This window comes from Streptomyces sp. NBC_01264 (genome assembly GCF_026340675.1).
In the GTDB taxonomy this organism is placed as follows: Bacteria; Actinomycetota; Actinomycetes; order Streptomycetales; family Streptomycetaceae; genus Streptomyces.
On the sequence record NZ_JAPEOX010000001.1, the window covers coordinates 5,828,345 to 5,852,831 of the forward strand.

32 protein-coding genes and 3 pseudogenes are annotated in these 24,487 nt (G+C 67.9%); 33 read left to right on the top strand and 2 right to left on the bottom strand.

What is annotated here, in order from left to right; all coding sequences use genetic code 11:
• Positions 1-5: 5 nt before the first annotated feature.
• The 31 genes and pseudogenes from rplP to glmM all read left to right on the top strand — a co-directional run bounded on the left by rplP (position 6) and on the right by glmM (position 19,265).
• A complete protein-coding gene (rplP, locus tag OG435_RS27360; RefSeq protein ID WP_030026326.1) occupies positions 6-425 on the top strand; it encodes a 50S ribosomal protein L16 in 420 nt (139 codons plus the stop codon).
• Complete coding sequence (gene rpmC, locus OG435_RS27365; RefSeq protein ID WP_008739703.1) at positions 425-649, top strand: 50S ribosomal protein L29; 225 nt, start codon at positions 425-427, stop codon at positions 647-649. Before rplP ends, rpmC begins: the two co-directional genes overlap by 1 nt.
• The gene (gene rpsQ, locus OG435_RS27370; RefSeq protein ID WP_243333368.1) at positions 649-930 is read left to right on the top strand and encodes a 30S ribosomal protein S17; all 282 of its coding nucleotides are present in this window, start codon (positions 649-651) and stop codon (positions 928-930) included. Before rpmC ends, rpsQ begins: the two co-directional genes overlap by 1 nt.
• 124 nt (positions 931-1,054) lie before the next feature.
• The gene (rplN, locus tag OG435_RS27375) at positions 1,055-1,423 is read left to right on the top strand and encodes a 50S ribosomal protein L14 (RefSeq protein ID WP_003956455.1); all 369 of its coding nucleotides are present in this window, start codon (positions 1,055-1,057) and stop codon (positions 1,421-1,423) included.
• Between the two features lie 2 nt (positions 1,424-1,425).
• Positions 1,426-1,749, top strand: coding sequence for a 50S ribosomal protein L24 (rplX, locus tag OG435_RS27380; RefSeq protein WP_215023444.1), 324 nt, complete (start codon positions 1,426-1,428; stop codon positions 1,747-1,749).
• Positions 1,749-2,300: a 50S ribosomal protein L5 gene (rplE, locus tag OG435_RS27385; RefSeq protein ID WP_030388859.1), complete on the top strand. Its 552-nt coding sequence runs from the start codon at positions 1,749-1,751 to the stop codon at positions 2,298-2,300. The genes rplX and rplE overlap by 1 nt, the downstream gene beginning before the upstream one ends.
• A gap of 5 nt (positions 2,301-2,305) precedes the next feature.
• Positions 2,306-2,491 carry a type Z 30S ribosomal protein S14 gene (locus OG435_RS27390; RefSeq protein ID WP_003956452.1) on the top strand — a complete coding sequence of 62 codons (186 nt, stop codon included), beginning with the start codon at positions 2,306-2,308 and terminating at the stop codon, positions 2,489-2,491.
• 223 nt (positions 2,492-2,714) lie between these two features.
• Entirely contained in the window at positions 2,715-3,113 is a 399-nt protein-coding gene (rpsH, locus tag OG435_RS27395; protein ID WP_008739698.1) for a 30S ribosomal protein S8, read from the top strand.
• Between the two features lie 20 nt (positions 3,114-3,133).
• A complete protein-coding gene (gene rplF / locus OG435_RS27400; RefSeq protein ID WP_243333369.1) occupies positions 3,134-3,673 on the top strand; it encodes a 50S ribosomal protein L6 in 540 nt (179 codons plus the stop codon).
• Between the two features lie 2 nt (positions 3,674-3,675).
• Positions 3,676-4,059 (top strand): 50S ribosomal protein L18, encoded by a 384-nt coding sequence (rplR, locus tag OG435_RS27405; RefSeq protein ID WP_030008471.1) that lies wholly within the window; start codon positions 3,676-3,678, stop codon positions 4,057-4,059.
• A 46-nt stretch (positions 4,060-4,105) separates the two neighbouring features.
• Entirely contained in the window at positions 4,106-4,708 is a 603-nt protein-coding gene (gene rpsE, locus OG435_RS27410) for a 30S ribosomal protein S5 (protein WP_008739695.1), read from the top strand.
• Positions 4,708-4,890, top strand: a complete 183-nt coding sequence (gene rpmD / locus OG435_RS27415; protein WP_112447741.1) for a 50S ribosomal protein L30 — start codon at positions 4,708-4,710, stop codon at positions 4,888-4,890. Before rpsE ends, rpmD begins: the two co-directional genes overlap by 1 nt.
• Position 4,891: 1 nt before the next feature.
• The gene (gene rplO, locus OG435_RS27420) at positions 4,892-5,347 is read left to right on the top strand and encodes a 50S ribosomal protein L15 (RefSeq protein WP_243333371.1); all 456 of its coding nucleotides are present in this window, start codon (positions 4,892-4,894) and stop codon (positions 5,345-5,347) included.
• Positions 5,348-5,533: 186 nt separating this feature from the next.
• The gene (secY, locus tag OG435_RS27425; protein ID WP_266880618.1) at positions 5,534-6,850 is read left to right on the top strand and encodes a preprotein translocase subunit SecY; all 1,317 of its coding nucleotides are present in this window, start codon (positions 5,534-5,536) and stop codon (positions 6,848-6,850) included.
• On the top strand, positions 6,850-7,497 hold the full coding sequence (locus tag OG435_RS27430) for an adenylate kinase (RefSeq protein WP_266880619.1): 648 nt from the start codon (positions 6,850-6,852) through the stop codon (positions 7,495-7,497). The genes secY and OG435_RS27430 overlap by 1 nt, the downstream gene beginning before the upstream one ends.
• 100 nt (positions 7,498-7,597) lie before the next feature.
• Positions 7,598-8,449, top strand: coding sequence for a type I methionyl aminopeptidase (gene map / locus OG435_RS27435; protein ID WP_266880620.1), 852 nt, complete (start codon positions 7,598-7,600; stop codon positions 8,447-8,449).
• 110 nt (positions 8,450-8,559) lie between these two features.
• A pseudogene (locus OG435_RS27440) lies at positions 8,560-8,694 on the top strand (type I methionyl aminopeptidase); the annotation flags it as partial.
• A gap of 110 nt (positions 8,695-8,804) precedes the next feature.
• Positions 8,805-8,939: pseudogene (locus tag OG435_RS27445) on the top strand (type I methionyl aminopeptidase); the annotation flags it as partial.
• 110 nt (positions 8,940-9,049) lie between these two features.
• Positions 9,050-9,184 (top strand): annotated as a pseudogene (locus tag OG435_RS27450) (type I methionyl aminopeptidase); the annotation flags it as partial.
• A 178-nt stretch (positions 9,185-9,362) separates the two neighbouring features.
• Entirely contained in the window at positions 9,363-9,584 is a 222-nt protein-coding gene (infA, locus tag OG435_RS27455) for a translation initiation factor IF-1 (RefSeq protein WP_003956442.1), read from the top strand.
• Between the two features lie 74 nt (positions 9,585-9,658).
• Positions 9,659-9,772 (top strand): 50S ribosomal protein L36, encoded by a 114-nt coding sequence (gene rpmJ / locus OG435_RS27460; protein ID WP_003956441.1) that lies wholly within the window; start codon positions 9,659-9,661, stop codon positions 9,770-9,772.
• A gap of 200 nt (positions 9,773-9,972) precedes the next feature.
• Positions 9,973-10,353 (top strand): 30S ribosomal protein S13, encoded by a 381-nt coding sequence (rpsM, locus tag OG435_RS27465; protein ID WP_053682609.1) that lies wholly within the window; start codon positions 9,973-9,975, stop codon positions 10,351-10,353.
• Positions 10,354-10,407: 54 nt separating this feature from the next.
• Positions 10,408-10,812 (top strand): 30S ribosomal protein S11, encoded by a 405-nt coding sequence (gene rpsK, locus OG435_RS27470; protein WP_006376016.1) that lies wholly within the window; start codon positions 10,408-10,410, stop codon positions 10,810-10,812.
• A 156-nt stretch (positions 10,813-10,968) separates the two neighbouring features.
• Positions 10,969-11,991: a DNA-directed RNA polymerase subunit alpha gene (locus OG435_RS27475; protein WP_008739666.1), complete on the top strand. Its 1,023-nt coding sequence runs from the start codon at positions 10,969-10,971 to the stop codon at positions 11,989-11,991.
• A 108-nt stretch (positions 11,992-12,099) separates the two neighbouring features.
• Positions 12,100-12,564, top strand: a complete 465-nt coding sequence (gene rplQ, locus OG435_RS27480; RefSeq protein ID WP_215023458.1) for a 50S ribosomal protein L17 — start codon at positions 12,100-12,102, stop codon at positions 12,562-12,564.
• 103 nt (positions 12,565-12,667) lie between these two features.
• Positions 12,668-13,519, top strand: coding sequence for a tRNA pseudouridine(38-40) synthase TruA (truA, locus tag OG435_RS27485; protein ID WP_266880621.1), 852 nt, complete (start codon positions 12,668-12,670; stop codon positions 13,517-13,519).
• Between the two features lie 53 nt (positions 13,520-13,572).
• On the top strand, positions 13,573-15,192 hold the full coding sequence (locus OG435_RS27490; RefSeq protein ID WP_430625693.1) for an ABC-F family ATP-binding cassette domain-containing protein: 1,620 nt from the start codon (positions 13,573-13,575) through the stop codon (positions 15,190-15,192).
• Between the two features lie 66 nt (positions 15,193-15,258).
• Positions 15,259-16,518, top strand: a complete 1,260-nt coding sequence (locus OG435_RS27495; protein WP_266880623.1) for a glycosyltransferase family 87 protein — start codon at positions 15,259-15,261, stop codon at positions 16,516-16,518.
• Between the two features lie 244 nt (positions 16,519-16,762).
• The gene (gene rplM / locus OG435_RS27500) at positions 16,763-17,206 is read left to right on the top strand and encodes a 50S ribosomal protein L13 (protein WP_112447734.1); all 444 of its coding nucleotides are present in this window, start codon (positions 16,763-16,765) and stop codon (positions 17,204-17,206) included.
• A gap of 46 nt (positions 17,207-17,252) precedes the next feature.
• Positions 17,253-17,774, top strand: a complete 522-nt coding sequence (gene rpsI / locus OG435_RS27505; RefSeq protein ID WP_243333386.1) for a 30S ribosomal protein S9 — start codon at positions 17,253-17,255, stop codon at positions 17,772-17,774.
• Between the two features lie 132 nt (positions 17,775-17,906).
• Entirely contained in the window at positions 17,907-19,265 is a 1,359-nt protein-coding gene (gene glmM / locus OG435_RS27510; protein ID WP_266880624.1) for a phosphoglucosamine mutase, read from the top strand.
• An 84-nt stretch (positions 19,266-19,349) separates the two neighbouring features.
• Here the strand turns inward: glmM and OG435_RS27515 are convergent, their stop codons facing one another.
• Together OG435_RS27515 and coaA are read right to left on the bottom strand one after the other, a co-directional pair.
• Positions 19,350-20,303, bottom strand: coding sequence for a DUF389 domain-containing protein (locus OG435_RS27515; protein ID WP_266880625.1), 954 nt, complete (start codon positions 20,301-20,303; stop codon positions 19,350-19,352).
• Positions 20,304-20,370: 67 nt separating this feature from the next.
• Complete coding sequence (gene coaA / locus OG435_RS27520; protein WP_266880626.1) at positions 20,371-21,471, bottom strand: type I pantothenate kinase; 1,101 nt, start codon at positions 21,469-21,471, stop codon at positions 20,371-20,373.
• Between the two features lie 268 nt (positions 21,472-21,739).
• Between coaA and OG435_RS27525 the strand changes: the two genes are divergently transcribed.
• Together OG435_RS27525 and glmS are read left to right on the top strand one after the other, a co-directional pair.
• Positions 21,740-22,519: a hypothetical protein gene (locus OG435_RS27525; protein WP_266880627.1), complete on the top strand. Its 780-nt coding sequence runs from the start codon at positions 21,740-21,742 to the stop codon at positions 22,517-22,519.
• A 110-nt stretch (positions 22,520-22,629) separates the two neighbouring features.
• Complete coding sequence (gene glmS / locus OG435_RS27530) at positions 22,630-24,480, top strand: glutamine--fructose-6-phosphate transaminase (isomerizing) (RefSeq protein WP_266880628.1); 1,851 nt, start codon at positions 22,630-22,632, stop codon at positions 24,478-24,480.
• Positions 24,481-24,487 lie beyond the last annotated feature (7 nt).

Sequence of the window (24,487 nt, forward strand, 5' to 3'; positions counted from 1 at the left end):
CCGACATGCTGATCCCTCGTAGGGTCAAGCACCGCAAGCAGCACCACCCGAAGCGCCGCGGTATGGCCAAGGGCGGTACTGAGGTCTCGTTCGGCGAGTACGGCATCCAGGCGCTTACCCCCGCCTACGTGACGAACCGCCAGATCGAGGCGGCTCGTATCGCGATGACCCGCCACATCAAGCGTGGCGGCAAGGTCTGGATCAACATCTACCCGGACCGTCCGCTGACGAAGAAGCCTGCCGAGACCCGCATGGGTTCCGGTAAGGGTTCTCCCGAGTGGTGGATCGCGAACGTGCACCCGGGCCGGGTCATGTTCGAGCTGTCCTACCCGAACGAGAAGATTGCTCGTGAGGCGCTCACCCGCGCTGCTCACAAGCTTCCGATGAAGTGCCGGATTGTTCGGCGCGAGGCAGGTGAGTCGTGATGGCGACGGGAACCAAGGCGTCCGAGCTGCGTGAGCTCGGTAACGAGGAGCTCGTTGGCAAGCTGCGCGAGGCCAAGGAAGAGCTGTTCAAGCTGCGCTTCCAGGCGGCCACGGGTCAGCTGGAGAACAACGGCCGGCTCAAGTCCGTCCGTAAGGACATCGCTCGCATCTACACCCTGATGCACGAGCGTGAGCTCGGTATCGAGACGGTGGAGAGCGCCTGATGAGCGAGAAGAACGTGACTGAGACGACTGACCGCGGCTTCCGCAAGACCCGTGAGGGTCTTGTCGTCAGCGACAAGATGGACAAGACCGTCGTCGTCGCTGTCGAGGACCGCGTGAAGCACGCTCTGTACGGCAAGGTCATCCGCCGTACGAACAAGCTCAAGGCGCACGACGAGCAGAACGCTGCCGGCGTCGGCGACCGCGTCCTCATCATGGAGACGCGTCCGCTGTCGGCGAGCAAGCGCTGGCGCATCGTCGAGATCCTCGAGAAGGCCAAGTAATTATCTGAGGCCCTGGGCATCACGCCCAGGGGCCCCTCAGGTTCGTTCCGCCAGGCTCGGTGGGGGCGGTAGCTCTTCGGAGTGATGCCCCCGCCGGGAACCGGCAGACAAACAGGAGATAGACGTGATCCAGCAGGAGTCGCGACTGCGTGTCGCCGACAACACTGGTGCCAAGGAGATCCTTTGCATCCGTGTTCTCGGTGGTTCCGGTCGCCGCTACGCGGGCATCGGTGACGTCATCGTTGCCACCGTCAAGGACGCGATCCCCGGTGGCAACGTGAAGAAGGGTGACGTCGTCAAGGCGGTCATCGTTCGCACCGTGAAGGAACGCCGCCGCCAGGACGGCTCGTACATCCGCTTCGACGAGAACGCCGCCGTCATTCTGAAGAACGACGGCGACCCTCGCGGCACCCGTATCTTCGGCCCGGTGGGCCGTGAGCTGCGCGAGAAGAAGTTCATGAAGATCATCTCGCTCGCGCCGGAGGTGCTGTAAGCATGAAGATCAAGAAGGGCGACCTGGTTCAGGTCATCACCGGTAAGGACAAGGGCAAGCAGGGCAAGGTCATTCTGGCCATCCCTACTGAGAACCGTGTCCTCGTCGAGGGTGTCAACCGGGTCAAGAAGCACACCAAGGCCGGCCAGACCGCTGGTGGCTCGCAGACCGGTGGCATCGTGATCACCGAGGCGCCGATCCACGTCAGCAACGTTCAGCTGGTTGTGGAGAAGGACGGCCAGAAGGTCGTTACCCGCGTCGGTTTCCGCTTCGATGACGAGGGCAACAAGATCCGCGTTGCCAAGCGGACGGGTGAGGACATCTGATGGCTACCACTCCGCGTCTCAAGACGAAGTACCGCGAGGACATCGCGGGCAAGCTGCGTGAAGAGTTCTCCTACGAGAACGTCATGCAGATTCCCGGCCTCGTGAAGATCGTGGTCAACATGGGTGTGGGCGACGCCGCCCGCGACTCCAAGCTGATCGACGGCGCCATCAAGGACCTGACGACGATCACCGGTCAGAAGCCGGCCGTCACGAAGGCCCGCAAGTCCATCGCGCAGTTCAAGCTGCGCGAGGGTCAGCCGATCGGCTGCCACGTCACCCTCCGTGGTGACCGCATGTGGGAGTTCCTGGACCGTACGCTGTCGCTCGCGCTGCCGCGTATCCGTGACTTCCGTGGTCTGTCGCCGAAGCAGTTCGACGGCCGTGGCAACTACACCTTCGGTCTCACCGAGCAGGTCATGTTCCACGAGATCGACCAGGACAAGATCGACCGTACCCGGGGTATGGACATCACCGTGGTCACCACGGCGACCAACGACGACGAGGGCCGCGCGCTCCTCCGTCACCTCGGCTTCCCCTTCAAGGAGGCGTAAGCGAGATGGCGAAGAAGGCTCTCATCGCGAAGGCTGCCCGCAAGCCCAAGTTCGGTGTGCGTGCGTACACCCGCTGCCAGCGCTGCGGTCGCCCCCACTCCGTGTACCGCAAGTTCGGCCTGTGCCGCGTCTGCCTTCGTGAGATGGCTCACCGTGGCGAGCTGCCGGGCGTGACCAAGAGCTCCTGGTAATTCCCTCTCGTCCGCAAGGACTTGAGGAGTACCAGGCACTCTCGGTAAGCATCTGGTCGGCGGATGCCCGGCCGCGCATGCCTTAGGCTTGTGTGGTTGGGCGTCCGCCGCCCATAACGACTTACTACGCCGTAGGTCCCCGCACCGCACCCGTCCCGCCACTGAGTGGGGAGAGGGATGGCGCATACAGGAAACCCCGGCGAGAGAGGCCGAAGGCCACTTCATGACCATGACTGACCCGATCGCAGACATGCTCACGCGTCTGCGTAACGCTAACTCGGCGTACCACGACTCCGTCGTGATGCCGCACAGCAAGATCAAGTCGCACATCGCAGAAATCCTCAAGCAGGAGGGTTTCATCACCGGCTGGAAGGTCGAGGACGCCGAGGTCGGCAAGAACCTCGTCCTCGAGCTGAAGTTCGGCCCGAACCGCGAACGCTCCATTGCGGGCATCAAGCGGATCTCGAAGCCCGGTCTGCGTGTGTACGCAAAGTCCACCAACCTGCCGAAGGTGCTCGGCGGCCTGGGCGTGGCGATCATCTCCACGTCCCACGGTCTGCTCACCGGCCAGCAGGCAGGCAAGAAGGGCGTAGGTGGGGAAGTCCTCGCCTACGTCTGGTAGTCGGGAACGGAGGAAAAGCAATGTCGCGAATCGGCAAGCTCCCCATCCAGGTTCCCGCCGGTGTGGACGTCACCATCGACGGCCAGGCTGTGGCTGTGAAGGGCCCCAAGGGTTCCCTCGCGCTCACGGTCAAGGCGCCGATCGAGATCGTCAAGGGTGAGGACGGCGTTCTGAACGTCACCCGCCCCAACGACGAGCGTCAGAACAAGGCCCTGCACGGCCTGTCCCGCACGCTGGTGGCGAACATGATCACCGGCGTGACCACGGGTTACGTCAAGGCTCTTGAGATCAGCGGTGTCGGTTACCGCGTCGCCGCGAAGGGCTCCAACCTGGAGTTCCAGCTTGGTTACAGCCACCCGATCCTGATCGAGGCGCCCGAGGGCATCTCCTTCAAGGTCGAGTCGCCCACCAAGTTCTCGGTCGAGGGCATCGACAAGCAGAAGGTCGGCGAGGTCGCCGCCAACATCCGCAAGCTGCGGAAGCCCGACCCGTACAAGGCCAAGGGTGTCAAGTACGCCGGCGAAGTCATCCGCCGCAAGGTCGGAAAGGCTGGTAAGTAGCCATGGCATACGGTGTAAAGATCGCCAAGGGCGACGCGTACAAGCGTGCCGCCAAGGCCCGCCGCCACATCCGCATCCGCAAGAACGTCTCGGGTACGGCGGAGCGTCCGCGCCTCGTCGTGACGCGTTCCAACCGCAACATCGTTGCTCAGGTCATCGACGACCTCCAGGGTCACACCCTGGCGTCCGCGTCGACCCTGGACGCTTCGATCCGTGGTGGCGAAGGCGACAAGAGCTCGCAGGCCCAGGCCGTGGGCGCACTCGTCGCCGAGCGTGCCAAGGCCGCGGGTGTCGAGACCGTCGTGTTCGACCGCGGTGGCAACCGATACGCCGGGCGCATTGCCGCTCTGGCTGACGCCGCCCGCGAAGCCGGGCTGAAGTTCTAAGCCCCGTTTTCCGGGACTCACGGACGTAACAGAGAGAGGTAATCCAATGGCTGGACCCCAGCGCCGCGGAAGCGGTGCCGGTGGCGGCGAGCGGCGGGACCGGAAGGGTCGCGACGGTGGCCCTGCCGCCGAGAAGACCGCTTACGTTGAGCGCGTTGTCGCGATCAACCGCGTCGCCAAGGTTGTCAAGGGTGGTCGCCGCTTCAGCTTCACCGCGCTGGTCGTGGTGGGCGACGGTGACGGCACTGTAGGTGTCGGTTACGGCAAGGCCAAGGAAGTTCCCGCGGCCATCGCCAAGGGTGTCGAGGAAGCCAAGAAGTCCTTCTTCAAGGTTCCGCGCATCCAGGGCACCATTCCTCACCCGATCACGGGCGAGCGCGCCGCGGGCGTCGTGCTGCTGAAGCCGGCCGCCCCTGGTACCGGTGTTATCGCCGGTGGCCCGGTGCGCGCCGTTCTGGAGTGCGCCGGCGTTCACGACATCCTGTCGAAGTCGCTCGGTTCTTCCAACGCGATCAACATCGTGCACGCGACCGTGGCGGCCCTCAAGGGCCTGCAGCGTCCCGAGGAGATCGCGGCTCGCCGTGGTCTGCCCCTCGAGGACGTCGCTCCCGCGGCTCTGCTCCGTGCGCGTGCTGGGGCGGGTGCGTAATGGCTCGCCTCAAGGTCACGCAGATCAAGTCGTACATCGGCAGCAAGCAGAACCACCGCGACACGCTGCGTTCGCTCGGGCTCAAGCGCCTGAACGACGTCGTCGTCAAGGAGGACCGCCCCGAGTTCCGCGGAATGGTTCACACCGTCCGCCACCTCGTGACGGTTGAGGAGGTTGACTAACATGGCTGAGAGCAGCCCGCTGAAGGCCCACAACCTCCGTCCCGCCCCCGGCGCCAAGACCGCGAAGACCCGTGTCGGTCGTGGTGAGGCGTCGAAGGGTAAGACGGCCGGTCGTGGTACGAAGGGCCAGAAGGCCCGCTACCAGATCCCGCAGCGCTTCGAGGGTGGGCAGATGCCCCTCCACATGCGTCTGCCGAAGCTCAAGGGCTTCAAGAACCCGTTCCGCACCGAGTTCCAGGTCGTGAACCTGGACAAGCTCGGCGCTCTCTACCCCGAGGGTGGAGAAGTCACGGTGGCCGACCTGGTCGCCAAGGGCGCGGTTCGCAAGAACAGCCTCGTCAAGGTCCTGGGCCAGGGCGAGATCTCCGTGGCGCTGCAGGTTTCGGTTGACGCCGTTTCCGGCTCCGCCAAGGAGAAGATTGCCGCCGCTGGTGGCTCTGTGACCGAGCTCGTCTAAGACGAACTCAGTGACAAATAGCTAGAAACCCGACCGGGGATGCCTCACATATGGGGCATCCCCGGTTGGTCGTTCCATGGAAGGTGCAGACGCCGGTAAGGTGGCCTGCACCTTTGCTTGTACACATTCGTCGATCCCTCAGACCGTCACCTCTGACGCAGTAGCGCGGGGGTCGCAGGAGGCACCGTGCTCACCGCGTTCGCCCGGGCGTTCAAGACGCCCGACCTGCGCAAGAAGCTGCTTTTTACGCTCGCCATCATCGCGCTGTACCGACTCGGATCACACATCCCGGTACCCGGTGTGAGCTACAAGAACGTTCAGATCTGCGTGGACCAGATGGGGGCGGGCAACAACAGCCTCTTCGGTCTCGTCAACATGTTCAGCGGTGGCGCGCTGCTCCAGATCACGATCTTTGCGCTCGGCATCATGCCGTACATCACGGCGAGCATCATCCTGCAGCTGCTGACCGTGGTCATCCCGAAGCTGGAGAACCTCAAAAAAGAGGGTCAGTCCGGCACGGCGAAGATCACTCAGTACACGCGCTATCTGACGGTCGCACTCGCGATCCTGCAGGGCACCGGCCTCGTCGCCACCGCCCGCAGCGGCGCTCTTTTCCAGAGCTGCATGGTCAAGGACCAGATCGTCCCCGACCGCTCGATCTTCACGACCGTCGTCATGGTGCTTACCATGACCGCCGGCACCTGCCTCGTCATGTGGCTCGGTGAGCTCATCACCGACCGGGGCATCGGCAACGGCATGTCGATCCTTATGTTCATCTCGATCGCCGCGGGCTTCGTCGGCTCCCTGTGGGCCATCAAGGAGCAGGGCAAGATCGCGGACGGCTGGGTCGAGTTCGGCGTGGTCATCCTGGTCGGCCTCGCGATGGTGGCCCTGGTGGTCTTCGTCGAGCAGGCGCAGCGGCGGATCCCGGTCCAGTACGCGAAGCGCATGATCGGCCGGCGAGCGTACGGCGGCACCTCGACGTACATCCCGCTCAAGGTGAACCAGGCCGGTGTCATCCCGGTCATCTTCGCCTCGTCGCTGCTGTACATCCCGGCACTGATCGTCCAGTTCAGCGGTTCCACCGCCGGCTGGGCCACCTGGATCCAGAAGCACTTCGTCAAGGGCGACCACCCGTACTACATCGCCACCTACTTCCTCCTGATCGTCTTCTTCGCGTTCTTCTACGTGGCGATCTCGTTCAACCCCGAGGAAGTTGCAGACAACATGAAGAAGTATGGTGGGTTCATTCCGGGCATCCGCGCCGGTCGGCCTACCGCCGAGTACCTGAGCTACGTACTCAACCGGATCACCTGGCCGGGGTCGCTGTACCTGGGTCTGATCGCTCTTGTGCCGACGATGGCGTTGGCCGGCTTCGGAGCGAACCAGAACTTCCCGTTCGGCGGGACGAGCATCCTGATCATCGTGGGTGTGGGTCTGGAAACCGTGAAGCAGATCGAGAGCCAGCTCCAGCAGCGTAATTACGAAGGGTTCCTCCGCTGATGCGAATCGTCCTCGTCGGCCCGCCGGGTGCGGGCAAGGGAACGCAGGCGACTGTGCTTGCCGAGACCTTGTCGATCCCGCACATCTCCACGGGCGACCTGTTCCGGGCCAACATCAGCCAGGGCACCGAGCTCGGACGGCGTGCGAAGGCGTTCATGGACGCGGGTGACCTCGTCCCGGACGAGATCACCATCGGCATGGCCAAGGACCGCATGGAGCAGGAGGACGCCGCCGGCGGTTTCCTGCTCGACGGTTTCCCGCGCAACGTCTCCCAGGCGGAAGCCCTCGACGTGATGTTGAAGGCCGGGGCCATGAACCTCGACGCCGTCCTCGACCTGGAGGTCGAGGAGGACGAGGTCGTCAAGCGTCTCGCGGGTCGCCGTACGTGCCGCAAGGACAGCTCGCACATCTACCACGTGGACTACCGCCCGTCGAAGGTCGAGGGTGTCTGCGACATCGACGGCGGCGAGCTGTACGTGCGCGAGGACCAGACCGAGGAAGCCGTGCGCAACCGGCTGGAGGTCTACCACACCCAGACCGAGCCGATCATCGACTACTACAAGGCCCAGGGCCTCGTGTCGACGATTCCGGCCCTGGGTGAGGTCAAGGACGTCACGCAGCGCGCGCTGGACGCCCTCAAGAAGTAGCAACGAGCAGTTCACCTGTAGTGCAGCCCCGGCCGCGGTGTCCCCAGGACGCCGCGGCCGTACTGTTGAAAGACCCGAATCCGAAGGTGGCAGGTACGTCATGGTCCAGATCAAGACCCCCGAGCAGATCGCGAAGATGCGTGAGGCCGGGCTCGTCGTCGCCGCGATCCACGCGGCGACCCGTGAGGCGGCCGTGCCGGGCGCCACGACGCGGGATCTGGACATGGTGGCCCGCAAGGTCATCGCGGACGCCGGCGCCAAGTCGAACTTCCTCGGGTACGGCGGATTCCCCGCGACCATCTGCACCTCGGTCAACGAGGTCGTGGTCCACGGCATCCCCGACGACAAGACGGTCCTCAAGGACGGCGACATCATCTCGATCGACGCCGGCGCGATCGTCGAGGGCTGGCACGGCGACGCCGCGTACACCGCCTTCGTGGGCTCTGGGCACGCTCCTGAGCTCGTGGAGCTGTCCCGGGTGACCGAGGAGTCCATGTGGGCCGGTATCGCCGCCATGAAGCTCGGCAACCGCCTCGTGGACATCTCGAAGGCGATCGAGACGTACATCAAGCGGCAGCCGCGTCCCACCACGGGTGAGCACAGCCTCGGCAAGTTCGGGATCATCGAGGACTACGGCGGCCACGGCATCGGTTCCGAGATGCACATGGACCCGCACCTGCTGAACTACGTCTCGCGCAAGCGGGGCAAGGGGATCAAGCTCGTCCCGGGCCTGTGCCTGGCGATCGAGCCGATGGTCTCGCTGGGCACCGCCCAGACGGAGGTCCTGGCGGACGACTGGACGGTCATCACCACGGACGGCACGTGGTCCTCGCACTGGGAGCACTCCATCGCCCTGACGGAGGAGGGACCGATCGTCCTGACCTCCCCGGACTGTGGCAAGGCCAAGCTGGCGGAGTACGGGGTGACGACGGCTCCGGACCCGTTGGGCTGAGCGGGGCGGGGCTCCGGCCCCGGGCACGACGGACGGAGTCCGGCGCAGCCGCGCGAAGCATGTGAGGCGCGCCAGCGCCGATCCCGCGAGCGGGGCGTCAAAAAGAGGTCGGCACGTGGTCCTCGCACTGGGAGCACTCCATCGCCCTGACGGAGGAGGGACCGATCGTCCTGACCTCCCCGGACTGTGGCAAGGCCAAGCTGGCGGAGTACGGGGTGACGACGGCTCCGGACCCGTTGGGCTGAGCGGGGCGGGGCTCCGGCCCCGGGCACGACGGACGGAGTCCGGCGCAGCCGCGCGAAGCATGTGAGGCGCGCCAGCGCCGATCCCGCGAGCGGGGCGTCAAAAAGAGGTCGGCACGTGGTCCTCGCACTGGGAGCACTCCATCGCCCTGACGGAGGAGGGACCGATCGTCCTGACCTCCCCGGACTGTGGCAAGGCCAAGCTGGCGGAGTACGGGGTGACGACGGCTCCGGACCCGTTGGGCTGAGCGGGGCGGGGCTCCGGCCCCGGGCACGACGGACGGAGTCCGGCGCAGCCGCGCGAAGCATGTGAGGCGCGCCAGCGCCGATCCCGCGAGCGGGGCGTCAAAAAGAGGTCGGCACGTGGTCCTCGCACTGGGAGCACTCCATCGCCCTGACGGAGGAGGGACCGATCGTCCTGACCTCCCCGGACTGTGGCAAGGCCAAGCTGGCGGAGTACGGGGTGACGACGGCTCCGGACCCGTTGGGCTGAGCCGGACGGGCCCGCGGTCCGGTATGGGCAGGATTGATGATCTATCCTGTAGGGCACACTTTCCGGATTCGTCTTTCGGAAGGCCCTGACGTAGACTGACTCGTCGGCTCCTTTGCACCCGCATGTCCGCATGCGAAGGCGGGGAGCTGATCAAGGTAGCCGATTCGAAAGGCGAAGCGTGGCCAAGAAGCAAGGTGCCATCGAAATCGAGGGCACCGTGATCGAGTCCCTCCCGAACGCGATGTTCAAGGTGGAACTCCAGAACGGTCACAAGGTCCTCGCGCACATCAGCGGCAAGATGCGCATGCACTACATCCGCATCCTCCCTGATGACCGGGTCGTCGTGGAGCTCTCTCCGTACGACCTGACGCGTGGCCGGATCGTCTACCGATACAAGTAGATCTTGTCTTCACTCCCGTCCGGACATCCCGTCCCGGCGCGGGTGGTGGCACTGACCCGGAGAACCTCACCAACATGAAGGTCAAGCCGAGCGTCAAGAAGATCTGCGACAAGTGCAAGGTGATCCGCCGTCACGGTCGGGTCATGGTCATCTGCGACAACCTGCGCCACAAGCAGCGCCAGGGCTGACGCACGCCGACCGACCTGCACTACGCAGTTCTTCGCGCGACGTAAGAAAACGTACATACGCAGAACCCGCCCAGCCCTGACCAGGGCCGGCGGCACCTCCGGCGGGGGCCGGGGACCCGGGCGTACCACCACCCAACAGGAGTGGTCGGCGGTCGGGGTTCGGTTCTGCGGAAGACCCCCGAACACACAGGAGCCATTGAATGGCACGCGTTTCCGGTGTTGACATCCCGCGCGAAAAGCGTGTGGAGATCGCACTTACCTACGTCTTCGGTGTCGGTCGCACCCGGTCCAAGGAAATCCTTGCGGCCACCGGTGTGAACCCCGACACCCGCGTTCGTGACCTGGCCGAAGAGGACCTGGTCAAGATCCGCGAGTACGTGGACGCCAACCTCCGCACCGAGGGTGACCTCCGCCGCGAGATCCAGGCCGACATCCGCCGCAAGGTCGAGATCCAGTGCTACCAGGGTGTTCGCCACCGTCGTGGCCTGCCCGTGCACGGTCAGCGCACCAGCACGAACGCCCGTACCCGCAAGGGTCCGCGTCGCGCGATCGCCGGTAAGAAGAAGCCGGGCAAGAAGTAGTCCTGTTCAGCGGTCTTGCGCTGTAGGACCGACCACCTCCCGTAGGAGATTTAGATGCCCCCCAAGGGTCGTCAGGGCGCTGCCAAGAAGGTGCGCCGCAAGGAAAAGAAGAACGTCGCTCATGGGCACGCCCACATCAAGAGCACGTTCAACAACACCATCGTCTCGATCACGGACCCCGCGGGCAACGTGATCTCCTGGGCCTCCGCCGGCCACGTCGGCTTCAAGGGCTCGCGCAAGTCCACCCCCTTCGCCGCGCAGATGGCCGCCGAGTCGGCCGCCCGCCGCGCGCAGGAGCACGGCATGCGCAAGGTCGACGTCTTCGTCAAGGGTCCCGGCTCCGGCCGTGAGACCGCGATCCGCTCCCTCCAGGCCACTGGCCTCGAGGTCGGCTCGATCCAGGACGTCACCCCCACCCCGCACAACGGCTGCCGTCCGCCCAAGCGTCGCCGCGTCTGATTCGGCGACGCCGGGCTTCGCGCCTGTGCGTCTTTGAGTGTCCGGGCGGTACGAACCCCTCGCGGGGGACGTACCGCCCGTACCCTTGTAGTCCGCAGCCCCTGGCTGCATCCGTCGGGCGTCAAATAGTGGGCGTCCACGAATGAAGGAATCCACATGCTTATCGCTCAGCGCCCCTCGCTGACCGAAGAGGTCGTAGACGAGTACCGCTCGCGGTTCGTGATCGAGCCGCTCGAGCCGGGCTTCGGCTACACCCTCGGCAACTCGCTGCGCCGCACGCTCCTGTCCTCGATCCCGGGTGCCGCTGTCACCAGCATCCGCGTGGACGGCGTCCTGCACGAGTTCACCACCGTGCCGGGTGTCAAGGAAGACGTCACCGACATCATCCTCAACATCAAGCAGCTGGTCGTCTCCTCGGAGCACGACGAGCCGGTCGTGATGTACCTGCGCAAGCAGGGTCCCGGCCTGGTCACCGCTGCCGACATCGCGCCCCCGGCCGGTGTCGAGGTGCACAACCCGGACCTGGTCCTCGCCACGCTCAACGGCAAGGGCAAGCTGGAGATGGAGCTGACCGTCGAGCGCGGTCGCGGCTACGTCTCCGCCGTCCAGAACAAGCAGCTGGGCCAGGAGATCGGTCGCATCCCGATCGACTCCATCTACAGCCCGGTCCTCAAGGTCACCTACAAGGTCGAGGCGACCCGAGTCGAGCAGCGCACCGACTTCGACAAGCTGATCGTCGACGTCGAGACCAAGCAGGCCATGCGCCCGCGCGACGCCATGGCGTCCGCCGGTAAGACCCTGGTCGAGCTGTTCGGTCTGGCCCGCGAGCTCAACATCGACGCCGAGGGCATCGACATGGGCCCCTCGCCGACGGACGCGGCCCTGGCCGCTGATCTCGCCCTGCCGATCGAGGAGCTCGAGCTCACCGTTCGGTCGTACAACTGCCTCAAGCGCGAGGGCATCCACTCCGTGGGTGAGCTCGTCGCCCGCTCCGAGGCGGACCTGCTCGACATCCGCAACTTCGGTGCGAAGTCGATCGACGAGGTCAAGGCGAAGCTGGCCGGCATGGGCCTGGCCCTCAAGGACAGCCCGCCCGGATTCGACCCGACCGCCGCCGCCGACGCCTTCGGCGCCGACGACGACGCGGACGCCGGTTTCGTCGAGACCGAGCAGTACTAAGCACCACCGAGCACCACCAGTAGTGCGAAGACTTTCCCGCGGCGTCCGCCTCGGGGGAACTGACACCGGTACCTGACACGGCCGGTGCAGATATGAAGGAGTAAGACCATGCCGCGTCCCGCAAAGGGTGCCCGTCTGGGCGGCAGCGCCGCGCACGAGAAGCACCTCCTCGCGAACCTCGCGAAGGCGCTCTTCGAGCACGGCCGCATCACCACCACCGAGGCCAAGGCCCGTCGCCTGCGTCCCTACGCCGAGCGTCTGGTGACCAAGGCCAAGAAGGGCGACATCCACAACCGTCGCCTGGTGCTGCAGACGATCACGGACAAGAGCATCGTGCACACGCTGTTCACCGAGATCGCCCCGCGCTACGAAAACCGCCCCGGTGGTTACACGCGCATCACCAAGATCGGCAACCGTCGTGGCGACAACGCCCCGATGGCCGTGATCGAGCTGGTCGAGGCCCTTACGGTCGCCCAGCAGGCCACTGGTGAGGCCGAGGCCGCCACCAAGCGCGCCGTGAAGGAGGCGGAGGCCGCTGAGGCTCCCGCCGCCGAGGAGACCAAGGAGGCCTGATCCCTTCCGGGATCACGCTGAATGGCTCTGAACGGGCCCGCCCCTCACCGGGGCGGGCCCGTTCTGCATGGGTGGGAAAGACGTTGCTGAGAGGATCTGTCACGTGAGTGACGAGGTGGAGCCCGGACACGTCCGGGTCAGGCTGGACCTGAGCTACGACGGCAAGGACTTCTCCGGCTGGGCGAAGCAGCGCGTACTGCGGACCGTCCAGGGGGAGCTGGAGTCGGCCCTGCAGACCGTGATGCGGCTGCCCGACCCGGTGGAGCTGACCGTGGCCGGCCGGACCGACGCGGGCGTGCACGCGCGCGGGCAGGTCGCGCAGTTCGACGTACGGGACGAGGTGTGGGCCGAGCACCAGGACAAGCTGCTGCGCCGCCTCGCCGGGCGGCTGCCGCACGACGTACGGGTGTGGCGGGCCGCCGAGGCCCCCGCCGGCTTCAACGCGCGGTTCTCCGCGATCTGGCGCCGCTACGCCTACCGCGTGGGCGACCACCAGGCCGGCGTGGACCCGCTGGGCCGCGGGCACGTGCTCTGGTACCAGTGGCCGCTCGACGTGGACGCCATGAACGGGGCCGCCGCCGCCCTGGTCGGCGAGCACGACTTCGCCGCGTACTGCAAGAAGCGCGAGGGGGCCACGACCATCCGCACCCTCCAGCAGCTCAGCTGGGAGCGGGACGCGGAGGGGATCATCACCGCCACCGTCCGCGCCGACGCCTTCTGCCACAACATGGTCCGCTCGCTGGTGGGCGCCCTGCTGCACGTGGGCGACGGCCACCGGCCGACCGACTGGCCCGGGAAGGTGCTGGCCGCGGCCGTACGGGACTCCTCGGTGCACGTGGTCAAGCCGCACGGGCTGACGCTGGAGGAGGTCGGCTACCCCGCCGACGAGCTGCTGGCCGCCCGCAGCAAGGAAGCGCGGAACCTGCGGACGCTGCCCGGAGCCGGCTGCTGCTAGTGCGCGCCTAATCCGTTTGGGCGGATCGGGGCCGGACCTGGACAATGCCCCGCATGGGACATCTCGAAGCCAGCCACCTGGAGTACTACCTTCCCGACGGGCGGGTCCTGCTCCCCGACGTCTCCTTCCGGGTGGGGGAGGGGTCGGTCGTCGCCCTGGTGGGGGCGAACGGGGCCGGCAAGACCACTCTGCTGAAGATGATCTCCGGCGAGCTGCAGCCGCACGGCGGAGGGGTCACCGTGAGCGGCGGGCTGGGCGTGATGTCGCAGTTCGTGGGCTCGGTCCGCGACGAGACGACCGTACGGGACCTCCTGGTCTCGGTGGCCCAGCCGCGGATCCGGGAGGCCGCCAAGGCCGTGGACCGCGCCGAGCAGCTGATCCTCACGGTGGACGACGAGCCCGCCCAGATGGCCTACGCGCAGGCGCTGAGCGACTGGGCCGACGTGCAGGGGTACGAGGCGGAGACGCTGTGGGACGTCTGCACCATGGCCGCGCTGGCGATCCCGTACGACTCGGCGCAGTTCCGCGAGGTGCGCACGCTCTCGGGCGGTGAGCAGAAGAGGCTGGTCCTGGAGGCGCTGCTGCGCGGTCCGGACGAGGTGCTGCTGCTCGACGAGCCGGACAACTACCTGGACGTCCCGGGCAAGCGGTGGCTGGAGGAGCAGCTGGCGGCCACCCGCAAGACGGTGCTCTTCGTCAGCCACGACCGGGAGCTGCTGACCCAGGCCGCCGAGAAGATCATCAGCCTGGAGGCGAGCCCGAACGGCTCCGACGTCTGGGTGCACGGCGAGGGCTTCGGCACGTTCCACGCCGCCCGCAAGGAGCGCTTCGCGCGCTTCGAGGAGCTCAAGCGGCGCTGGGACGAGGAGCACGCCCGGCTGAAGGCCCTGGTGCTGCGCCTGCGCGGCCAGGCCGCGATCAGCCCGGACATGGCCTCGCGGTACCACGCGATGCAGACCCGCTTCAAGAAGTTCGAGGAGGCCGGTCCGCCGCCCGAGCCGCCGCGCGAGCAGGACATCAAGATGCGGCTCAAGGGCGGGCGTACGGGCGTGCGCGCGCTCACGGTGGAGAACCTGGAGCTCACCGGGCTGATGAAGCCCTTCTCGCTGGAGGTCTTCTACGGGGAGCGGGTCGCGGTCCTCGGCTCGAACGGCTCGGGCAAGTCCCACTTCCTGCGCCTGATGGCGGGGGAGGACGTCAAGCACACGGGTACGTGGAAGCTCGGCGCCCGGGTGGTCCCCGGCCACTTCGCGCAGACCCACGCCCACCCCGAGCTGTTCGGCCGTACCCTCGTCGACATCCTGTGGACGGAGGCGGCGAAGCCGCTCGGCCAGGCGATGGGCGCACTGCGCCGCTACGAGCTGGAGCGCCAGGGCGAGCAGCCCTTCGAGCGGCTCTCGGGCGGTCAGCAGGCACGTTTCCAGATCCTGCTGCTGGAACTGGCCGGCACGACGGCGCTGCTCCTCGACGAGCCGACGGACAACCTGGACCTGGAATCGGCGGAAGCGCTGCAGGACGGGCTGGAGGCGTACGACGGCACTGTGCTGTGCGTCACGCACGACCGGTGGTTCGCGCGCACATTTGACCGTTACCTGGTCTTCGGTTCAGACGGTGTTGTGCGGGAGACTACGGAGCCCGTCTGGGACGAACGTAGGGTCGAGCGGAAGCGCTAGGGGGAGACCACCCCCGGCTTGGGTCGAGGGGACTTCGTAGTGGGGCTGCGGCCGAGTGTCTGGGTCATGAAATGGGACAGCCCGTCCTCCTGGGACCGGGGGGTGGCCTGGCTGCTGCGGCCGGCCCCGCGGTCCTGGCGGTTCGTGGGCCTGGTGATCCTGCTGTCCGTGGCGGTCGCGGCGAGCCTGCGGGTCAACTGGGGCTCGGACAACGCCTTCGTGGTCAAGGCGGCCGACGCCCTGCTCGCGGGGGTCTCCCCGTACGAGGACAAGCGGTTCCTCTACCTGCCCAGCGCCGTGATCATGGCGATTCCCGAGGCCCTGCTGCCGGCGCCGCTGCTGCGCTGCGTGCTGCCGCTGGGGATGACCGGGCTCGTCGGCCTCGGTTGGTGGGCCTCGCTGCGGCTGTTCTCGGTACCGGTGCGCTCGCGGCTGGCGGTCGGCGGTTTCGCGCTGTTCGCGCTGGCGTACAAGCCGTACATCAACCTCGTGCTGATCGCGAACTGGACGGCCATCTCCGCCGCCGCCCTGCCGGTGGCGCTGCTGCTGGCGCACCGCAAGCACTGGGCCGCGGCCGGGCTGGTGGTGGGGCTCGCCATCGCCTGCAAGCCGATGCTGGTGCCGGTCGGGCTGCTCTTCCTCCTGGCCCGGCAGTGGCGGGGCCTCGCGCTCGCGGTGGGGGTGCCGGTGGGGCTCTCGCTGGCGGGGGCGCTGATGATGCCGCACCCGATGCTGTTCTTCACCAAGACCCTGCCCTTCCTGCTCCAGGGCCAGGATTCCTACGCGCTGCCCTGGGACGCCTCGCCGATCGCCGCGCTGCCGCGGCTGGGGGTGCCCGAGCCGGTGGCGGTGCTGCTGGCCTTCGCGGGGGCCGGCTGCGGACTGTGGGCGACCTGGCGGCGGTGGAAGCGGCCGGTCGAGGCGGACGGTGACGCCGGTGAGCTGAGGCTGGTGGAGACCGCCTGCATGGTGATGCTCGCCGCATTCCTGGTGTCGCGGCCCTCCTTCGACCATTACCTGATCGTGGTGCTCCCGCTGCTGCTGGCGTCGGGGGTGCGGGAGGGCTCGATGCCGCGCTCGCCCTGGTTCTGGGTGGCGCTGGTGCCGCAGACGGCGGGCATCCCGTGGCCCTCGGAGTTCGAGGCCAAGAGGCGGGCATTCAGGGACATGGTGACCCTGTGCTCGCTCGCCGGACTGCTCGCTCGTCGCGCACTGCGCTCCGGACGGGTTACTCTGGAGCCCGTAACAACTGCGGGGTCCCCACCCAGGACCGAACCGGAGTGCGCCGCGTCGCCAGCTCAAACGGCTTCGCGGACCGCGTTTTGACCCGTACGGGTCCTTCTGGGTACTCTGCTTGTTTGTTATGCGTATTGGCTTTCTCATTCTCACGTGAAAGGGCCTTGCGCCGGTCCACCGGACCGATGACAAGCAGTTCAAGCAGTTCGCGCGGGCTCCGTCCCAGCTGCGAACGAGGGCTGTCGTGATCGTCCGTGGTGACCCTGTCAGGACCCTTCCCTCGGGGCTAGCGCCCTATGGGATGACCCACCACTGAAGAAGCGAAGGCATACGCGTGCGTACGTTCAGCCCCAAGCCCGGCGACATCTCGCGCCAGTGGCACGTCATTGACGCCCAGGACGTTGTCCTCGGCCGTCTGGCGACCCAGGCCGCTACCCTCCTGCGGGGTAAGCACAAGCCGACTTACGCCCCCCACATGGACATGGGCGACTTCGTCATCATCATCAACGCCGACAAGGTTCACCTGTCCGGCAACAAGGCGACCCAGAAGATGGCGTACCGCCACTCTGGCTTCCCGGGCGGTCTGCGTTCGGTGCGCTACGACGACCTCCTGGCGAACAACCCGGAGAAGGCCGTCGAGAAGGCCATCAAGGGCATGATCCCCAAGAACACCCTGGGCCGTCAGATGCTCTCGAAGCTGAAGGTCTACTCGGGCGATGTGCACCCCCACGCTGCTCAGCAGCCGGTGCCGTTCGAGATCACCCAGGTCGCGCAGTAGTTCCGGCCACCACACCCCCTAAGACAAGAAACTTCTGAGGAGCATCGTGGCCGAGACCACCGCCGAGACGACCCCCGTCGAAGAGTTCGAGGGCAACGTCGAGGAGTACACCACCGAGACCGCGGACGTAGTCGAGGGTGACTACACGTCCGAGTCCCTTGCCGGTCGCTTCGGTGACCCCCAGCCGGCCGCCGGCCTGGGCCGTCGCAAGAACGCCATCGCCCGCGTCCGGATCGTTCCGGGCACCGGCAAGTGGAAGATCAACGGTCGCACCCTTGAGGACTACTTCCCCAACAAGGTGCACCAGCAGGAAGTCAACGAGCCGTTCAAGCTGCTCGAGCTCGACAACCGCTACGACGTCATCGCCCGCATCTCGGGTGGCGGCGTGTCCGGCCAGGCCGGCGCCCTGCGCCTCGGTGTGGCCCGTGCGCTGAACGAGGCGGACGTGGACAACAACCGCCCGGCGCTGAAGAAGGCCGGCTTCCTCTCCCGCGACGACCGTGCGGTCGAGCGCAAGAAGGCCGGTCTCAAGAAGGCCCGTAAGGCTCCGCAGTACAGCAAGCGTTAATCACGCCCGCTGTTCAGCACGAATCCGCCCCGGCAGCACTCTCTGTGCTGCCGGGGCGGTTCGTTTACCGCCAAAAGCGGCAAATAATTGGCACAACTGCTCACAGCGAAGTGTGAACTCGGGAGGACAACAGTGGGACGACTCTTCGGGACGGACGGTGTACGAGGCGTCGCCAACGCGGATCTGACGGCCGAGCTCGCGCTCGGCCTCTCCGTGGCGGCCGCGCACGTACTGGCCGAGGCGGGCACCTTCGAGGGCCATCGGGCCACGGCCGTGGTGGGCCGTGACCCCCGGGCCTCGGGCGAGTTCCTGGAGGCCGCAGTCGTCGCGGGCCTCGCGAGCGCGGGCGTGGACGTCCTGCGCGTCGGTGTGCTGCCCACCCCGGCGGTGGCGTATCTCACCGGTGCGCTGGGCGCCGACCTCGGTGTCATGCTCTCGGCCAGCCACAACGCCATGCCCGACAACGGCATCAAGTTCTTCGCGCGCGGCGGTCACAAGCTCGCCGACGAGCTGGAGGACCGGATCGAGTCGGTCTACGACGACCACCGCACGGGTGCTCCCTGGGACCGGCCGACGGGCGCCGGTGTCGGCCGCGTCTCCGACTACACCGAGGGCTTCGACAGGTACGTCGCCCACCTCATGGGTGTGCTGCCCAACCGTCTCGACGGCCTCAAGGTCGTCCTGGACGAGGCGCACGGCGCGGCCGCCTACGTCTCGCCCGAGGCCTTCACCCGGGCCGGCGCGGAGATCGTCACCATCGGTGCCGAGCCCGACGGGCTCAACATCAACGACGGCTGCGGCTCCACCCACCTCGGTCTGCTGAAGCAGGCCGTCGTCGAGCACGGGGCCGACCTCGGCATCGCGCACGACGGGGACGCCGACCGCTGCCTCGCCGTGGACGCGAACGGCGAGGAGGTCGACGGGGACCAGATCCTCGCGGTGCTCGCGCTGGCGATGCGCGAGGCCGGGCACCTGCGCGAGGACACCGTCGTCGCCACCGTGATGTCGAACCTGGGCTTCAAGCTGGCCATGGAGTCCGAGGGCATCAACGTCGTGCAGACGGGCGTCGGCGACCGGTACGTCCTGGAGTCGATGAAGGAGCACGGGTACGCGCTGGGCGGCGAGCAGTCCGGCCACGTGATCATCCTCGACCACGCCACCACCGGCGACGGCACCCTGACCGGCCTGATGCTGGCGGCCCGGATCGCGGCCACCGGCAAGTCCATGGCCGAGCTGACCGGGATCATGACGCGGCTGCCGCAGGTGCTGGTCAACGTCCCCGACGTGGACAAGTCGCGGGTCACCACCTCGGGCGAGCTGGCCGCGGCCGTCGCCGAGGCGGAGCGGGAGCTGGGCACGACCGGGCGCGTACTGCTGCGTTCGTCGGGCACGGAGCCCCTCGTACGGGTGATGGTGGAGGCCGCCGACATCGAGCAGGCCCGCTCGGTCGCCGGGCGCCTCGCGGACGTGGTGAAGTCGGTGCTCGGCTAGAGCCGGCCCGAGCGTCATGACGGCGGCCCCGCGCTACGAAGCTCCGTAGCGCGGGGCCGCCGTCATGAGGTGGGGCGGGGGCTCTCAGGCCTTGGCCGGGGTCCGGCGCCGCCAGTGGCCCCGCTGGGTGCGCCACAGGAGCTTTTGGCAGAGCAGGGTCAGGACGCCGGCCAGCATGATGCCGAAGAGGTTCAGCAGGAGCTGCTCCGCCGAGCCCCACATCTGGGCGAACTCGCCGTAGCCGAGGGCCACGGCCGCGTTGGCGGCCGCCGGGACCGTGGTCACCGAGATCGCGACGCCGACCAGCGCGCCGGACTTCGCCGAGGTCAGGGAGAGCACCCCGGCCGCGCCGGCGAGCACCGCCACGACGAAGGAGAACAGGTCCGGCTGCCAGATGAAACTGGTGTTGGGCCGGGGCTTGTCCAGCATGCCGTGGTGGAACAGCCCGAGCGCGTCCATGACCAGGGTGAAGACGGTGGTCGCGACCATCGCGACGGCGAAGCCCACCAGCAGGGCGACCAGCGAGCGGGCGGCCAGCCGGGGGGTGCGCTGCACCAGGCCGGTGCAGACGCCGGCGAGCGGGCCGAACTCCGGGCCGACCGCCATCGCGCCCACGATCAGGATGGCGTTGTCGAGGACCACGCCGCAGGCGGCGATCATCGTCGCGATGATCATGAAGGCGCAGTAGGTGATGGTGAGGGTGGACTCCTCGTGGGTCGCCTCGCTCAACTGCTCCCACAGCACGGCGTCGGCCGCCTCGCCCGGGGCCTCCTCCTCGGCCCGGTCGGCGCGGTCCGAGAGGGAGAGGTCGATGTTCTCGACCGCGATCGAGCCGTCCTTGTCGATGCCGAGCGCGCGGAGCTCGTTCAGGAGCTCGTCGCCCGCCTCGCGCGCCACGTCGCACAGCACGATGTCGCCCGCCGGGATGCGGGCGGCTCCGGGCAGCACGGCCAGATGGGTGGTGCCGACCGTCCCCTCGACGATCCGGACCACGGCGTCGGTCCGGTCCGACGGAATGATCATCCGTAGATGCAGCATGGCCGCACCCTAGCCTCCGGCGGGCCCTGGTTTCCCGTGGCGCTTCCCGTGGTGCTTCCCGTGGCGCTCAGAGCTTGCGCAGGCTCAGCTTCTGCACCTTGTGGTCGGGTCCCTTGCGGACGACGAGGGTGGCGCGGCCGCGGGTGGGGGCCACGTTCTCCAGCAGGTTGGGCTTGTTGATGGTCCGCCACATCGTCTGCGCGTACTCCAGGGCCTCCTCCTCGGAGACCTGGGTGTACTTGCGGAAGTAGGAGAAGGGGTTCTGGAACGCCGTCGCGCGCAGCTTGCGGAACCGGTTGAGGTACCAGCGCTCGATGTCCTCGGGGCGGGCGTCCACGTACACGCTGAAGTCGAAGTAGTCGGCGAGGCCGACCCGGGTGCGGCCGTCCTTGCCGGGCAGGGCGGGCTGCAGGACGTTGAGCCCCTCGACGATCAGGATGTCGGGACGGCGCACGACGAGCCGCTCGTCGGGGACGATGTCGTAGATCAGGTGCGAGTAGACCGGCGCCGTGACCTCGTCCTTGCCCGCCTTGATGTCGGCGACGAAACGGGTCAGCGCGCGGCGGTCGTAGGACTCGGGGAAGCCCTTGCGGGCGGTCAGGCCGCGCCGCTCCAGCTCCTTCATCGGGTAGAGGAAGCCGTCGGTGGTGACCAGCTCCACGCGCGGGTGCTCCGGCCAGCGGGCCAGGAGCGCCTGGAGGAGACGGGCCACGGTGGACTTGCCCACGGCGACCGAGCCCGCGACCCCTATGACGAAGGGGGTGCCCGTCTGGGCGCCGTGGCCGTTGCCGGCGTCGCCGAGGAAGGTGTTGAGGGTGCCGCGCAGGTTGCTGGTCGCGCCGACGTACAGGTTCAGCAGGCGGGAGAGCGGCAGGTAGACGTCGCGGACCTCGTCGAGGTCGATGACGTCGCCCAGTCCCCGCAGCCGCTCGACCTCGTCGGCCGTCAGTGGGAGCGGGGTGCGCTCGCGCAGGGCGCTCCACTCGGCTCTGGTCAGGTCGACGTAGGGGGAGGCCTCGTGGCCCCGGCGGCGCGTGGGGTGCGCGGCGTGCTCGGGCTGCGCGGCGGGCTCGGGCTGCCGGGGCTGCTCGGGCTGCGTCGGCTGGTCCGATCCGTCGGGGCGCTCCGTTGCGCGGTCCGGCGTGCTTCGTGGCGGCGAAGAGATCACACGGCCATTGTCACGGGTCGCGGGCCGGTGTGGGTGGTGTGGTCGGTCACGTGGAGCGGGGTCTTATGGCCTGGGGTGGGTGGGGTTGTGCGGGGGGCGGTCTCGATTGGAGGGCCTTGCGGTCTCTTCGGCATCACGATGAGCGAAGCGAGCGGTTAATCGGTGGGGCGCTGTCACAGGGACCCCGTACGGTGTGGATCACCGCAGCTCAAGACGCCGATCCCGGAACCGGGGCGCCCCGGCGGGCTGCCTTTTTCCGATTTGTCCCGTGGGGGGAACCATCGTGCGCAACGCGCTGCTCCGCCGTACCGTCCTGTCTGCCTCCGCCGCGTCCCTGGTGCTGCTCGTCACCGCGTGCGGCGGTTCCGACAAGGCCGACGCGAAGCCGTCCGGACCGGCTTCCTCGTCCGCCTCCGCACCGGCCGCCAAGGGCAAGACCGACGCGGAGCTCACGCCCCTGCTGGTCTCCCAGGCCGACCTGACGGACCACGTCCTCAAGCCCATCTCGGCGGAGGACGCCAAGGGGGGCGAGGCCTCCACGAGCGACAAGCCCGAGTGCCTGCCGCTGGTCAAGGCCCAGTCCACGGCGGCCATCGGTACCGCCTCCGGCATCGCGCGGATCGCCGTCGTGGCCAAGGGCAAGGAGCCGGCCGCGGACGCCAGCCCCGAGGAGAAGCTGAAGGCCGCGATGGACGCCCTCAAGGCGACCGCCACCTCCGTCACCCTGCAGTCGTACGAGGGGAAGGGTGCGGCCGAGGCCTTCGGGCAGCTCAAGAGCGCGTCCGCGCCGTGCGCCGGCGGCTACACGGCCAACCAGGGGGGCGAGTCCGGCAAGATCAGCAAGGTGACCCCGGCGGCGCCCGTGGCCGGCGGTGACGAGGCCCTGGCCTACACCGTCGTGGGCGACGCCGACGGCGAGCCGTTCACGACCCAGCTGGTGGTCGTGCGCAAGGGCAACACCCTCGCCACCTTCTCCGCGATCAGCCTGGGCGGCGCGGCCGAGCAGCCGACCGCGGTCGTCGCCGCGCAGCTGAAGAAGCTCGGCTGACCCTTCGGCAGAACGCGCGACGGCCCCGCCCCGGCACATTCGCCGGGGCGGGGTTTTTCGTCCGGTTCAGGTACCGGGCAGACGGCCAACTACGGCGTACCCTGCGGCTTATGTGCGGAATCGTGGGTTACGTGGGAGCGCAGTCGGCGCTCGATGTGGTCATTGCCGGGCTCAAGCGGCTGGAGTACCGCGGCTACGACTCGGCGGGTGTCGCCGTGCTCGCCGACGGGGAACTCGCCGCCGTCAAGAAGGCCGGCAAGCTGGTCAATCTGGAGAAGGAGCTGGTCGGGCACCCGCTGCCGGCCGGTTCCACGGGGCTCGGACACACCCGGTGGGCCACCCATGGAGGGCCCACCGACGTCAACGCCCACCCGCACCTCGACAATTCGGGGCGCGTGGCCGTCGTGCACAACGGGATCATCGAGAACTTCGCCGCGCTGCGGGCCGAGCTCGCCGAGCGCGGGCACCGGCTGGAGTCCGAGACGGACACCGAGGTCGTGGCGCACCTGCTGGCCGAGCGGTTCGAGGGTGCCGGCGGGGACCTGGCGGAGGCGATGCGGCAGGTGTGCCGGCGGCTCGACGGGGCCTTCACACTGGTCGCCGTGCACGCGGACCAGCCGGACGTGGTGGTCGGTGCGCGCCGCAACTCCCCGCTCGTGGTCGGCGTCGGGGAGGGCGAGAACTTCCTCGCCTCCGACGTGGCCGCCTTCATCGCCCACACCCGGTCCGCGATCGAGCTGGGCCAGGACCAGGTCGTCGAGCTCCGCCAGGGCGGCGTCACCGTGACCAACTTCGACGGCACGGCCGCGGACGTGCGGGCGTACCACGTGGACTGGGACGCCTCCGCGGCCGAGAAGGGGGGCTACGACTACTTCATGCTCAAGGAGATCGCCGAGCAGCCGAAGGCCGTCGCCGACACCCTCCTGGGCCGGATCGACGCGAACGGCCTGCTCACCCTCGACGAGGTGCGCATCCCCGACTCGGTGCTGCGCGAGGTCGACAAGGTCGTGATCGTGGCGTGCGGTACGGCCTACCACGCGGGCATGATCGCGAAGCTGGCCATCGAGCACTGGACGCGGATCCCGTGCGAGACGGAGCTGGCCAGCGAGTTCCGCTACCGCGACCCGATCCTCGACCAGCGGACGCTGGTGATCGCGATCTCGCAGTCCGGCGAGACGATGGACACCCTGATGGCGCTGCGCCACGCCCGCGAGCAGGGCGCCAAGGTACTGGCGATCTGCAACACGAACGGCTCGACGATCCCGCGCGAGTCGGACGCCGTGCTGTACACGCACGCCGGGCCCGAGGTGGCCGTCGCCTCGACGAAGGCGTTCCTGACGCAGCTCGTGGCCTGCTACCTGGTCGCCCTCTACCTCGGCCAGGTCCGGGGCACGAAGTGGGGCGACGAGATCCGGTCCGTGATCCGGGAGCTGTCGGACATCGCCGCGGCGGTGGACACCGTACTGGAGACCATGGAGCCGGTACGGGAGCTGGCACGCTCGCTCGCGGACAAGAACACCGTGCTGTTCCTGGGGCGGCACGTCGGCTACCCGGTGGCGCTGGAGGGTGCGCTCAAGCTCAAGGAGCTGGCGTACATGCACGCCGAGGGCTTCGCGGCGGGCGAGCTCAAGCACGGGCCGATCGCGCTCATCGAGCAGGACCTGCCGGTCGTGGTCGTCGTACCGTCGCCGCGCGGGCGCTCGGTGCTGCACGACAAGATCGTGTCGAACATCCAGGAGATCCGGGCGCGCGGGGCGCGGACCATCGTGATCGCCGAGGAGGGGGACGAGGCGGTGGTCCCGTACGCCGACCACCTCATCCGCATTCCGGCCACCCCGACGCTGCTCCAGCCGCTCGTGGCCACCGTGCCGTTGCAGGTGTTCGCGTGCGAGCTGGCGACGGCGCGGGGGAACGAGGTGGACCAGCCGCGTAACCTCGCGAAGTCGGTGACTGTCGAGTAGTGGCGTA

Bases quoted from the DNA above. Each gene is read 5' to 3' on its own strand.
- rplP (WP_030026326.1), top strand. From the start codon at position 6: ATGCTGATCCCTCGTAGGGTCAAGCACCGCAAGCAGCACCACCCGAAG.
- rpmC (WP_008739703.1), top strand. From the start codon at position 425: ATGGCGACGGGAACCAAGGCGTCCGAGCTGCGTGAGCTCGGTAACGAG.
- rpsQ (WP_243333368.1), top strand. From the start codon at position 649: ATGAGCGAGAAGAACGTGACTGAGACGACTGACCGCGGCTTCCGCAAG.
- rplX (WP_215023444.1), top strand. From the start codon at position 1,426: ATGAAGATCAAGAAGGGCGACCTGGTTCAGGTCATCACCGGTAAGGAC.
- rplE (WP_030388859.1), top strand. From the start codon at position 1,749: ATGGCTACCACTCCGCGTCTCAAGACGAAGTACCGCGAGGACATCGCG.
- OG435_RS27390 (WP_003956452.1), top strand. From the start codon at position 2,306: ATGGCGAAGAAGGCTCTCATCGCGAAGGCTGCCCGCAAGCCCAAGTTC.
- rpsH (WP_008739698.1), top strand. From the start codon at position 2,715: ATGACCATGACTGACCCGATCGCAGACATGCTCACGCGTCTGCGTAAC.
- rplF (WP_243333369.1), top strand. From the start codon at position 3,134: ATGTCGCGAATCGGCAAGCTCCCCATCCAGGTTCCCGCCGGTGTGGAC.
- rplR (WP_030008471.1), top strand. From the start codon at position 3,676: ATGGCATACGGTGTAAAGATCGCCAAGGGCGACGCGTACAAGCGTGCC.
- rpsE (WP_008739695.1), top strand. From the start codon at position 4,106: ATGGCTGGACCCCAGCGCCGCGGAAGCGGTGCCGGTGGCGGCGAGCGG.
- rpmD (WP_112447741.1), top strand. From the start codon at position 4,708: ATGGCTCGCCTCAAGGTCACGCAGATCAAGTCGTACATCGGCAGCAAG.
- rplO (WP_243333371.1), top strand. From the start codon at position 4,892: ATGGCTGAGAGCAGCCCGCTGAAGGCCCACAACCTCCGTCCCGCCCCC.
- OG435_RS27430 (WP_266880619.1), top strand. From the start codon at position 6,850: ATGCGAATCGTCCTCGTCGGCCCGCCGGGTGCGGGCAAGGGAACGCAG.
- map (WP_266880620.1), top strand. From the start codon at position 7,598: ATGGTCCAGATCAAGACCCCCGAGCAGATCGCGAAGATGCGTGAGGCC.
- rpmJ (WP_003956441.1), top strand. From the start codon at position 9,659: ATGAAGGTCAAGCCGAGCGTCAAGAAGATCTGCGACAAGTGCAAGGTG.
- rpsM (WP_053682609.1), top strand. From the start codon at position 9,973: ATGGCACGCGTTTCCGGTGTTGACATCCCGCGCGAAAAGCGTGTGGAG.
- rpsK (WP_006376016.1), top strand. From the start codon at position 10,408: ATGCCCCCCAAGGGTCGTCAGGGCGCTGCCAAGAAGGTGCGCCGCAAG.
- OG435_RS27475 (WP_008739666.1), top strand. From the start codon at position 10,969: ATGCTTATCGCTCAGCGCCCCTCGCTGACCGAAGAGGTCGTAGACGAG.
- rplQ (WP_215023458.1), top strand. From the start codon at position 12,100: ATGCCGCGTCCCGCAAAGGGTGCCCGTCTGGGCGGCAGCGCCGCGCAC.
- OG435_RS27490 (WP_430625693.1), top strand. From the start codon at position 13,573: ATGGGACATCTCGAAGCCAGCCACCTGGAGTACTACCTTCCCGACGGG.
- OG435_RS27495 (WP_266880623.1), top strand. From the start codon at position 15,259: ATGAAATGGGACAGCCCGTCCTCCTGGGACCGGGGGGTGGCCTGGCTG.
- OG435_RS27515 (WP_266880625.1), bottom strand. From the start codon at position 20,303: ATGCTGCATCTACGGATGATCATTCCGTCGGACCGGACCGACGCCGTG.
- glmS (WP_266880628.1), top strand. From the start codon at position 22,630: ATGTGCGGAATCGTGGGTTACGTGGGAGCGCAGTCGGCGCTCGATGTG.